We start from the raw sequence: 10,828 nt of genomic DNA, 5'->3' as shown, positions 1-10,828 counted from the left end.
GCCGCCGATGTTGTAGGCTTCGCCCGGCCGGCCTCGTTCGAGCACGAGCGCGATTCCCCGGCAGCAGTCGTCGACGTGCAGCCAGTCACGGACGTTCTCTCCCCGGCCGTAAACCGGTACTTTGCGGCCTTCGACGAGGTTAGTGACCATCACCGGCATGAACTTCTCCGGGAACTGGTACGGGCCGTAGTTGTTGGACGGCCGGACAACGATGACGGGCAGTTTATGGGTTTCCCACCAGGTCTGCGCGAGGAGGTCGCCCGCAGCTTTGGACGCGGCGTAGGGCGAGCGCGGCCGCAGCGGCGTCGCCTCCGTGAACACGCCTTCCTTGCCGAGCGCGCCGTAGACTTCGTCGGTCGATACGTGGACGAACCGCCCGACCCCGACCTGGCGCGCAACGTCGAGCAGGACCTGCGTGCCGAGGACGTTGGTGGCAATGAACGGCGCGGCGTCGGCGATTGACCGGTCAACGTGGCTCTCGGCCGCGAAGTGGACGACGGCTTCGGCCCCGGTCATTGCTTCTTTCACCTTGGCCGGGTCCTCGATGCGCCCGCGAATGAACCGATATCGGGCATCGCCTTCGATGTGCCGGGAACGGCCTGACCACTTCACACTACCATGTACGCACCCTGAGCGCGAGTACTCCAGCGTGCCGAGCGCACGTTGTTCTGCTTGACTCATGCACGGCTTTGCGGACACTTGCAGGGTGGAGAAGTTCGTTCAGGTAGCAACCACGACCTCCAGCCGAGCGGCTGCCCGCAGTATGGCCGAGGCGTTGGTGGACCGTCGACTGGCCGCCTGCGTACAGATTGTCGGACCGATTGAGAGCACCTACCGCTGGCAGGGGAAGCTTGAGGTCGCCCAAGAGTGGCTCTGTCTCATGAAGACCACCCGGACTCGCTTCCGCGCGCTGGCCGCCGCCATCGACGCCCTGCATTCATACGACACGCCGGAGGTAGTCGCGCTGCCGATTGTCGCCGGCAGCCGCCGCTACCTTGAATGGCTGGCCGCGTCGGTGCGCCCGCCTGCCGCCCGGCGTGGTCGTAAGCGGAGGTCTGCCTGCAGCTGAGAGAGATCATCTCCGGACTGCAGGACCCGGACCCGGCCGCGCGACGTCGGGCCGTAGAAACGCTCGGTCGAACGGGCGGGGGCCAAGCCGCCGGGGTGCTGGTGCTAATGCTCCGGGATCCTGACGACTCCGTCCGGACACTGGTCGGCGACGTCCTCGTGGCTCTCGGCGCCGACGCGGTCGAACCGCTGACGCGGTATCTTGAAACGTGGCAAGCGCCGGTCGACCCATTCGTGCCGAAATTGCTCGGGCGGATGCGCACCGAACGCGGGCTCAACTTCCTGGTCGCACATCTCGCTGACCCGGAACCCGCCACACGTGCCGCGATCGCCGACGCTCTGGGTCGAATCGGCACCGAACACGCCGTGGCGCCACTCCTAGAACTGCTGCGCGACTTGGTTGATGAAGTCCGGATTACCGCTGCCCGGGCCCTCGGTGAAGTCAAGAGCCCGGCTGCCGTAGACGCCCTGCTTGACGAGTTTGCCGACGAGAACCCTGCGGTCAGGGCCACTGTGGCGGAGGCGCTCGGCCGCATCGATAGTGACAAGCCGATTGACATCCTGTCCCGCGTATGCGCGGAGGACCCGGATGCAAACGTCCGCCATGCGGCGACGACCGCGCTGCGCCGTGTCAGTGCCGGGGCGGTCACCCCACTGATTCAGGCGTTGACGGGCGATGACCTCAGCGAACGCATCCGCGCATTCGGGAAGTTACTTGACCAGGGCAAGACATCGGTCCTGCCCCTGACCGGGCTGCTCGCCAGCGAGGAGCCGACCGTCCGCACCGCGGCCGCCGAACTGCTGGGCGTGCTCGGCGACGCGGCTGCACTCGACTCGCTGATCGGCGCGCTGGCCGACGCGGATACCCGGGTTCGGCTTTCGGTAGCGCACGCGCTTGGCCGCATCCGGCATACCCGGTCGGCCGTGACTCTGGCCCGCCTGCTCGAGGACCAGGACAACAGGGTCGCGGCCACGGCCGTCGACGGACTGGAAACGCTTGGCGACCTGGCGGTCGAGCCGGTCTTCGCACTGCTCAATCACGAATCGGCCGACGTCCGCGTGCAGGCAATCGACGTGCTAGGCAGGTTACGGCACAAGGGTGCTTGTGACCGGCTGATCCGGGGTCTCTCTGACGGCGTCGCTTCCGTGCGGATCGAGTCGGCTCACGCGCTCGGCGAGGTCGGCGAAATCCAGGCGGTGCCGGCTCTGATCGGAGCCCTTAGAGACCGAGACCCGGTGGTCAGAGCGACGTCAGCCGAGTCCCTGGGCAGCCTACGGGACTTCGCGGGCACCATGCCGCTCCTGAACTTACTCGGCGACGAATACGACCTAGTTCGGATCAATGCCCTGCGTGCTCTCGGCCGCATCGGCAACCCGGCCGCGATTCCATTCATGGAGCCGGCGCTGGACGCGCCGGAAGCTGATATTCGGTGTGCTGCGATTGACGGTCTGGCAGCTCTGCGCGTGACCGGCTTGCTGCCGAGGCTGCGGAGGATGGCCCGGCACTGGCCGATGGGAAAGGAGCCGAACGAGGTCCGTGACGCGGCCCAGCGGGCAGTCCTGGCCTTGGAGGCAGCGGTCGAGCTGGATAACGCGCTAAGGCCGCACGCGGAGGGAGCCGCCGAGAACAAGCAGCAAGGGACTAACTCCCCGTAGGCAGGCGCCGCCCCGGAGTCGGGGTTGCGGACTTCCAGCTATCTGCTCAGTCCTCGAAAAGCGCTGTGGCGTAGGCATTCGGGTCGAACGGTTGCATGTCGTCGATCCCCTCCCCGGTGCCGATGAATCGCACGGGCAAGCCCAGCTCCATCACAATCGGTATCAGCACGCCGCCCTTGGCCGTGCCGTCGAGCTTGGTAACGACAAGGCCGGTTAGCCCGAGCTGCTCGTTGAAAGCTGCGGCCTGACGCAGGCCGTTCTGGCCCACGGTTGCGTCGAGCACCAGCCAGATTTCGTCCGGGGCTCCGGGCTTCACCTTGGCACAGACCCTTTTGATCTTGACCGCCTCGTCCATCAGGTCCTTGCGGGTGTGGAGCCGACCCGCCGTGTCGACCAGCACGACGTCGATCTTCTTCTGCACCGCCTTCTGGATTGTGTCGAACGCTACCGCCGCCGCGTCCTGCCCTTGCAGGGACGAGACGATCTCGACTCCGGCTCGGTCTGCCCATATACCTAGCTGCTCGGCCGCAGCATCGCGATAGGTGTCTGCGGCAGCGACGACCACTCGCTGCCCCTGTTCGGCGAAAAGGTGGCACAGTTTGCCGACGGAGGTGGTCTTGCCGGATCCGTTCACACCGACAATCATCACTACCTTCGGAGGCGTAGCGGGTCCGTCCTTCTCGACGCTCGACTTCGGGCTCAGCAGTCTGGCGATCTCGGTCTCAAGAACCTCGCGCCGGTCGCCGGCCGCCAGCTTCACTTTCTCCACAAGGATATCGGTCGCTTTGACGCCCACGTCGGCCGCCAGCAGTGCTTCCTCCAACTCCTCGGTGTTGGCCGCCGTCAGCAGCCGCTGAAAAACGTGGCGGGTCTTGGCCAGACTGCCCGCAAGACGCTTCAGGCCGACACCGATTCGGGCGAACGGATTCACGGGCTAGCTGGCGGTGACCGTCTGTGCCTGCTTGCGGTACTCGGCCAGACTGACTGACACGAGCGTTGAGATACCGGGCTGCTCCGCGGTCACACCGAACACGACGTCGGCGCGCTCCACGGTCAGCCGGTTGTGAGTGATGATGACCACCTGCGTCCTATCGGCTATGCTCTTGAGGTAGTCGGCGAATCGTCCGACGTTGGCGTCGTCGAGCGGCGCGTCAATCTCGTCCAGGAAGCAGAACGGCGCCGGTTTCACTCGGTAGAACGCGAACAGGAGCGATACCGCAAGCAGCGCCTTTTCTCCGTCGGAGAGTTGCTCAAGTCGCTTCGGGTTCTTGCCCCGCGGCTTGGCGATGATGCCGATTTCTGATTCGAGCGGGTTTGCGTCGTTGGTCATGACGAGGTCTGCCTCGCCTTCGAGGAACAGCGCCTGGAAGATGTTACGGAAGTGTCCTCGCACCTCGCCGTAGGTTGCGGCGAACTGCTCCTGCGCGTGGCGGTCAATCTCGGTCAGAGCGCTTTCGAGGTTCGTCTTGGCCGCGGCCACGTCCTCGCGCTGGGTCGCGAGTTTTGCCAGATCCGACTTCTCCTGAGCGTACTCCTGGGCCGCCAGCGGGTTCACCTGGCCGAGCGCCTCGATCCGCTGCCGGACCTGAGCGAGCCGTTCCTCGGCACCTTCGGTCGCGTCGGGTTGGAAGGTGGCGATGTCGGTCCCATAGCTCGACCGGGCCTCCTCAGCAATGGTGGCGAACCGCTGGTTCAGCTCGTACAGCTTCATCCTTTGTTCCATCATGACATTACGGTTCCGCTCTTGCGCCTGGCGCAGCTCGGTCAAGTTCGATTCCAGCGTCTCCTCGGCGCGGGCCAGTTCGGCAATCTGCAGCTTCCCGAACTCATCCTCAAGGCCAGACAGCACCGCGCGCGCTTGCTCGATCTCCGTCGCGCGTTCGGCGATTCCCGTCTCCAGGACTTTCGTTTCCTCGCGATTCCGCTCTGCGGCAGTAACGTATTCCTGCAGTCTGCGCCGGCCATCGTCGATCTGGCGCTTGGCAAAAGCATTCTCGGCCTCAAGCCGCGACCCGATCTGGCGCGCCTCCGATAGCTCGGCGAGGGCCTGCGACGAAAGCTCCAGCCCGGCCTTGACCTGCTGCTCAAGGTCCCGGGTCTCGGTCTCGATCCGCTGGAGCGCGGCCACGCCTGACTGGGTCTGAGCGTCGAGCTCCCCGGCCGCTCCGGCCAGTGTCGCCCGTCGCTCCTCCAGAGTGCGCATCTGGGTCGCGGTGGCCTGCTGTGCGGCCCGCAGCCGCTCCACGTCCCGTCCCAATTCGTCGCCGCTCGCGGCAGTCAGCTCGAACGCGGCGTCGAGCGAGGCCTTCTTACGTCCGGTCTCGCCGATTTCAAACTCGACCTGCCCGATCTCTTTCTCCAATTCCTCCCGGCCCAGCGCGAGCGCGATCTCGCCCGCCGCCGTCTGTTCCAGCTCGGCATCGACCGCAGCCAGACGTTCGCTCTTGTCGCGAATGGCCCGGCCGGCGCTGAGCCGTCCGCTCTCGTGCCCCTCGATCACCAGGCGCCCGTCCGGGAACCGGCACATGCCGTCGCGGGTGACGACCGACCAACCCGGGAACTGCGTCGGTAGCCGGTCCAGCTCCGAAACGCTTTCGGCCACCAGGCATGTTTCTACCAGGCGCCGCAAGGCGGCCGGTGCCCCCGGCTTGACCTTGACGAATGCCGACAGCGGGTGGATGACGGCATCGCCGGCCGGCGTAGCGGGCTGATTCTGGGCATCGGTCACCGACGACGTGAGGAAGCCGAAACGGAGGTCGGACCGCATTCCGGCCGTCGCGGCCAGTTTCTCCGCGCCGGCGTCGACCACGAGGAAGTCGACAATGGAGTAAAACGCTGCCTCGCACGCCCGCTCCCAGCCGGGTGCGACGTCAAGGAAGGCGCTCGCCTCTCCGCGCAGCCCTTCGGCCAGCGCGGCGCGGCTGGTCTCAGCCTGTGCGCTCGCAATCGCGGCCCGCAGCAGGGCGAGCCCGGTCTCAAGCCCGGCCTTTTCTTCGCGCAGCTTCGCGGCCCGGTCGCGCAACCGGTTTCGTTCGTCGCGGGTGCGGACCAATTCCGTGCGCAGCGCCTCAAGCCGCTTGCGGCCCGCCTCGATTGCGGCTTCCGCCTCGGCCGTCTTCTGACGCGTGGCTGCGACCTCCTCCTGGTTGCGTGCCAGACGCGCCTTCACGCCGTCCGCCTCGGCGTTGAGCCGCGCGTTGGTCTCGCGCTGGTTCTCGAGTGCCGCGTCGAGCCGGACCAGTTCCTGCCGGCTGCTCTGCCCCTGTTCGAGCCGGTCCTGCGCCTGCCGCCGAAGTTCGGCCTCGTGGCTGCGGAGTCCGTAGAGCTGTTCTTCGATTCTCTGGACTGCGGCCCGCTGGTGCTCGAGCTTGTCCTGCGACTGAGCCTGCCGCTCATTGACCGCGGCCAGCTTTCCCAAGGTCTGCTCGAACGTCTGTTCCATCTGCCGGACGTTTTCCCCCAGGGCGGCGCGCTCGGTCTCGCCCTGTGCCGTAGCGCCGGTGAGCAGTTCAATTCGCTGCCGCGCAAGCAGGTTCCGTCCTTCCAGGTCGGAGACCACCTGCCGCTGGGCCTGCACCTTCGCCCCCAACTCATCCTTCAGCACTTGCAGGTCCCGCACGCGGCCACGTTGTGTCTTCAGTTCTTCTTCGAGCCGTCGGATGTCGGCCACTCGCGTCGCCTCAGCCTGCTCCATCGACTCGGTGTCAACTTGCGCTTGCCGCAGGTCACGCTGCATGGCCTCAAAGTCGGCCTTGAGTTCAACCAGGCGCAGCCCCTTCTCCTCGGTTTTCAGCTTGTCAAATGCCCGGAGCCGGCCCGCCTGCCGCTGCAGGCTGCGCACGTACCGTTCGCGCTCGGCGATGATGTCATCGAGACGCAGCAGGTCGCTGTTGGTCAGTTCCAGCTTACGCAGGCAGTCGGCCTTGGCATCCTGGTACTTGGCGAGCGAGGCCGCCTCTTCGAACATCTTCCGGATGTTGCCCGAGATGATCTCGCGCATCTGGCGCAGGTCGAAGATCGAGTAAGCCTTGGTGCCGGCGCCTGACGAGAAGAACACCTCCTGAATGTCGCGCAGGCGGCAGGGCTGCTTGTTCAGGTAGTACTCACTCTCGCCCGAGCGGAAATAGCGGCGCCGGATCTCGACTTCGGCGGCCGGTTGGCCTTCGCTCGGCGCGACGTCGTCCAGCACCAGCCTGACCTCGGCATAGTTCACCGGTGCCACCGCTGCTGTGCCGCCGAAAATGAGATCCTCATTCTTCGCGCAACGCAGCAGCGTAAACGATTGCTCGCCCAAGACCCAACGGAGTGCATCCAGCACGTTGGTCTTGCCGCAGCCGTTCGGCCCGACGACGGCGTTCAGGCCGGGGGAGAACCGCAGCGTAGCTTTGTCCATGAAGGACTTGAACCCGATGAGCTGAAGCTCTTTGATTCTCACGTCGGGCTAGACTATAGAAGCGACCACATTCAAGTCAAGCACCATAAATGGGGACGCTACCCATTTTCCTGCCGGCCGGCAGGCCGGCCGCGGGGTAGCGCGTGCAGTCTGCGGCCACTTTGCGTCTCGAGTCCCTGGACGAATGCATCGACACCCAAGGGACGTCCGGTGCGAGTGTACAGGCGCAGGCGCCCAACAAGGTCTTCCGGTTCCGCCTCCGCCAGCCAATCCGACCAGTTGCCAACGGAGATCCACTTGTCGATATCCGTCGCCAGCAGACGGTCGCGCCGCAATCCCGAGTGGGCGGCTGCGCTGCTCCACTCATAGTTCGCAGCGCGAGGTTCAAGACCGGCGCGCACGGGATTGCACTCGACATAGCGAATCGCCGCTGCGGTGTGCTCGGCGTCGAGAGGACAAGAGTAGAAGCGACCCTGCCAGACCCGACCACCGTATTCTTGCGAGCGATTGACATGCTGGGCATACCGAAGATGTACGGGCTTGAACACGGCGGCAAGCGAACGGGCCTCGGCCGGCACTGCGACCAAATGCACATGGTTGGGCATCAAACAGTAGGCGAGGATGTCGAGTCCACACTCGGCAGCGTAGTCCCCAAGCAGACGCAGGTATCTACGATAGTCAGACCGGACGAAGAAGACGCTATCGCGACGATTGCCGCGCTGGGTGATGTGGTGTGGGACGCCCGGGACTACGACTCGCGCCATGCGTGGCACGCACGACGATAGCGCCACCCACGCCGAAGTCAAGATAAAACGGGTAGCGTCCCCATTTATTGGCTGGTCCTATTCATGCAATCAGGAGGCGGGCTGACTCCTCTTCGCTCGCGGGTTCGACGTCTGCCGCCTCGCCGGCGACTATGACCCGTACGAGCTTCTGCTTGCGTCTGTCGCTGTATCTGGCGCAAATCCTCGCGGCCAGCATCCGGTCTGAATCAACCACCAAGGCACTAAGACACGAAGGCGGAAGCACCAATCCGAGGGGGCCCGGCAAGTCGCTCGCGTCGACTACCACCGCACCCGCCGGCTTGCGTCTCAGCAGTTCGTCGTTCTCCGCCTCGTCGCGGCCTACCACCAGCCGCGCATTGGAGGGCAACCGGAAGTGCCGGCCCAGCGAAAGCAGTTCAACAATCTCAAGCGAGTCCTCGCCATGGTCAAACGCCTCCGCCAATCGCTTCGAGAAGACCTTCTCGGTCAGCAAGCATCCTCCAGCCGGGCTCGGGTACTCCCTGATACCGTGGCGCTCGGCAAGTTCCATCTGTCGCTTTCGGCTCCGGCCCTCGATGTCGAGCAATCGCTCGCGTTCAACCAGCCCCCTACGTTCCGGCTCGGTCGGGTCGAGCAGCTTAGCGGACAGCGGCCGGAGCAACCTGTCGCCGACCCCGGAGTCCTTCGCCACGACCCCTAGCGACTGGCGGTTCTGCGACATCGGTCGCTGGCCCAGTACTTCGCCGGTGACGACAAGACCCGAGCCCCGTGTTTGTCCGTATGCCCACGCTCTTCGAATCATCAAGGTATGGCAGTCGATGCAGGGATTCATGTTCTTGCCCCGGCCGTGCTTCGGGTGCTTGACCATCGCGATGAAATCCGCCCCAATCGGCAGGGTCACGAGCTCGATGCCCAGTTGCTCGGCTGCCTTCTCGGCATTGCTCCTGCCGACCCTCGGTCGTGGACAGTACGCGCCGGCGAAGTTCACCCCGATGACCGTGACGCCCTGCTCCATAACGACCTTGGCGGCGAGTGTCGAATCCAGCCCGCCCGATAGCAGCGCGACGGCGATTGGCTTGTCAGTCATAACAAGAGAATAGCCGCATCGTGGCGGCTTTCAAACACTGGCCAATGCGTCTTCCGGCTATCTTCCTCCACTCACGCAACCGGTGTTGTAGAGGTCGTGCTGCCACTTGGGCCAGGGCGCGAGCGGGTCGAGCGGACCGGCGGGGTCGCCCGCGACGCAATACAGTGCGAGGCCAGCGACGATGATGTTGCCATTAGGGAGAATCGTCGGGCTCGGTGGGTCTTGCGATTGAGCCATCCGGCGGTAACGCCCGGCGGCATCGACGTGGTAGGCCGGCAAGTAACTCGGGCAGTCGCACTGCCAAATGACGGCGCCGTCGGCCTGGTTCACCTTGAACACTACGTCGCTGTCGTTCTGGGTGTACATGGTGCCGTTGGCCGCGACCACGGGGGCTTTGCGGATCGGAGCCGATGCCGCGCTGCCGGAGCTCAGCGTTTTCTCCCAGCAGATGGCGCCGTCCGCGGGATTCAGAGCATACTCTCTGCCCTTGTCGGTCCCGGTGAAGAGGAGTGTCTGGCCCAGCGCAAGTTGGCTCGGCACGCCGACCAGGGTCGCAGTCCAGACCGTGGCTCCGGTCGCTGCGTCCACTGCGTACACACGTTGAGAACTGGACGCGCAGTAGACGATGCCGCTGGGGCTGATGATGGGGCTATACACCTCGTCTCCGCTTGTCAGGCGCGAACGCCAGATGGTGTCCAGTCCCGGACCGACCTTGTACAGGAACCCCGAGTCGGTGCCGAAGTAGACCGCGTCGTAGGCGTCAACAACAGGCGCACCAACGATGACGCCCTGCGCAACCAATGCTGCCGCACGTACCCCGTGGTCAACGCTGTCGATGAAGCAGTAAAGAGTGTCGTCGTTGCCGAGGTATATCCTGTCGCCGCTGACCGCAGGGTCGCTCCAACCGGAGGACTCAGGGGTCTCACAGCTCCACACGACGTGCAGTTGCCGGTCCATGGCCCACAAACCCAGGCCGCCGCCAACGATATGTTGCGTCGCAGCGCAATAGGCCACGCCGGCGGATGGAAATGACCCGCTGGGCGCGTATTTGAGACTGCCCTCCACCGTGAGGGCGTGGAAATCGCCTTCCCCAAAGTCCTCTTCGAAATAGTAGATGCAGTCCTCGACCCCGTCGTTCACCACCAGTGGCGATACCCAAGGCGCCCAATAGGACCAGAGGACGCCGCCGGTGGTGTCGACACGGACGACCGCAGTATCCGGCAAGGACACAGCACCTTTCCGATCCTGCGCGGTGATGACCACCTTCGCGGTTTCGGCCTGAGCAAATGCGTGCGTGGGATAGAAGCCATCATAGTGGGGGGCGCCGAGCAATTCCGAAGTCGTATCCCTGCCGTCACCCCAGTCGATGTGTATTCGGATGCTGTCGCCGTCCGGGTCATGGGCACTGATAAGAAAGTCAGTCGCGACTCCCCTCATGATGAGCGACGGCGCTCGGACAGAATCTATCACCGGCGCGCGCGAACCGCCCGCCACGACGAGAACCCGTTCCTGCTCGGCCCATGTGATTGTCTTCGGGTCCTGGACCGGAAACACCGCCGCCCTGACGTAGCGTGTGTCCGGTGCAGCGGTCCAGACGTGCGAGGCGGTGGCCGCTTCGCCCAAAGCGACTGGTCCGGTCGTGTCGGTGGCGCCGTCGTCCCAGTTCACTACATAGCGAACCGAGTCGTACCCGCTGCCGTTTGCGAACACTCGCACCAGGGCGGGTTCGCCGGCATAGACCGAGTCAGGCAGGGAGAGGAACTCCGGCGGGTACAGCTTGCGGCTGCAACCTCCGCCGATAAGGAACACAGCGACCGCGGCAGAGATGGCGAATGCGACGAGCCGCGACTTCATGCTCGG

Annotated in this window: 8 protein-coding genes; 3 read left to right on the top strand and 5 right to left on the bottom strand. The window is 64.9% G+C overall.

Features of this window, described 5'->3' with window-relative positions; translation table 11 throughout:
- A partial coding sequence (locus VMH22_12750; GenBank protein ID HTW92561.1) for an NAD-dependent epimerase/dehydratase family protein occupies nucleotides 1–612 on the bottom strand: 612 nt, incomplete at its 3' end.
- Between the two features lie 94 nt (nucleotides 613–706).
- Here VMH22_12750 and cutA point away from each other — a divergent pair.
- Nucleotides 707–1,069 carry a divalent-cation tolerance protein CutA gene (cutA, locus tag VMH22_12745; protein HTW92560.1) on the top strand — a complete coding sequence of 121 codons (363 nt, stop codon included), beginning with the start codon at nucleotides 707–709 and terminating at the stop codon, nucleotides 1,067–1,069.
- Nucleotides 1,060–2,724, top strand: a complete 1,665-nt coding sequence (locus VMH22_12740; protein HTW92559.1) for a HEAT repeat domain-containing protein — start codon at nucleotides 1,060–1,062, stop codon at nucleotides 2,722–2,724. Before cutA ends, VMH22_12740 begins: the two co-directional genes overlap by 10 nt.
- A gap of 46 nt (nucleotides 2,725–2,770) precedes the next feature.
- Here VMH22_12740 and ftsY read toward each other — a convergent pair whose 3' ends face one another.
- Nucleotides 2,771–3,655, bottom strand: coding sequence for a signal recognition particle-docking protein FtsY (ftsY, locus tag VMH22_12735; protein HTW92558.1), 885 nt, complete (start codon nucleotides 3,653–3,655; stop codon nucleotides 2,771–2,773).
- A 3-nt stretch (nucleotides 3,656–3,658) separates the two neighbouring features.
- Nucleotides 3,659–7,159, bottom strand: coding sequence for a chromosome segregation protein SMC (smc, locus tag VMH22_12730; GenBank protein HTW92557.1), 3,501 nt, complete (start codon nucleotides 7,157–7,159; stop codon nucleotides 3,659–3,661).
- Nucleotides 7,160–7,260: 101 nt separating this feature from the next.
- Between smc and VMH22_12725 the strand changes: the two genes are divergently transcribed.
- Complete coding sequence (locus tag VMH22_12725; GenBank protein HTW92556.1) at nucleotides 7,261–7,902, top strand: hypothetical protein; 642 nt, start codon at nucleotides 7,261–7,263, stop codon at nucleotides 7,900–7,902.
- 61 nt (nucleotides 7,903–7,963) lie between these two features.
- Here the strand turns inward: VMH22_12725 and VMH22_12720 are convergent, their stop codons facing one another.
- Complete coding sequence (locus VMH22_12720; GenBank protein ID HTW92555.1) at nucleotides 7,964–8,968, bottom strand: 7-cyano-7-deazaguanine synthase; 1,005 nt, start codon at nucleotides 8,966–8,968, stop codon at nucleotides 7,964–7,966.
- Between the two features lie 57 nt (nucleotides 8,969–9,025).
- On the bottom strand, nucleotides 9,026–10,822 hold the full coding sequence (locus VMH22_12715; protein ID HTW92554.1) for a PQQ-binding-like beta-propeller repeat protein: 1,797 nt from the start codon (nucleotides 10,820–10,822) through the stop codon (nucleotides 9,026–9,028).
- Between the last annotated feature and the right edge of the window lie 6 nt (nucleotides 10,823–10,828).

This window comes from bacterium (assembly GCA_035505375.1).
In the GTDB taxonomy this organism is placed as follows: Bacteria; Hydrothermota; Tepidihabitantia; order Tepidihabitantales; family Tepidihabitantaceae; genus UBA2258.
Note: the sequence above shows the minus strand (reverse complement) of the source record. Positions and strands in the feature narration are given on the sequence as shown.

What these genes read in the sequence shown, in the direction of transcription:
- VMH22_12720 (HTW92555.1), bottom strand. Translation starts at nt 8,968, where the DNA reads ATGACTGACAAGCCAATCGCCGTCGCGCTGCTATCGGGCGGGCTGGAT.
- VMH22_12715 (HTW92554.1), bottom strand. Translation starts at nt 10,822, where the DNA reads ATGAAGTCGCGGCTCGTCGCATTCGCCATCTCTGCCGCGGTCGCTGTG.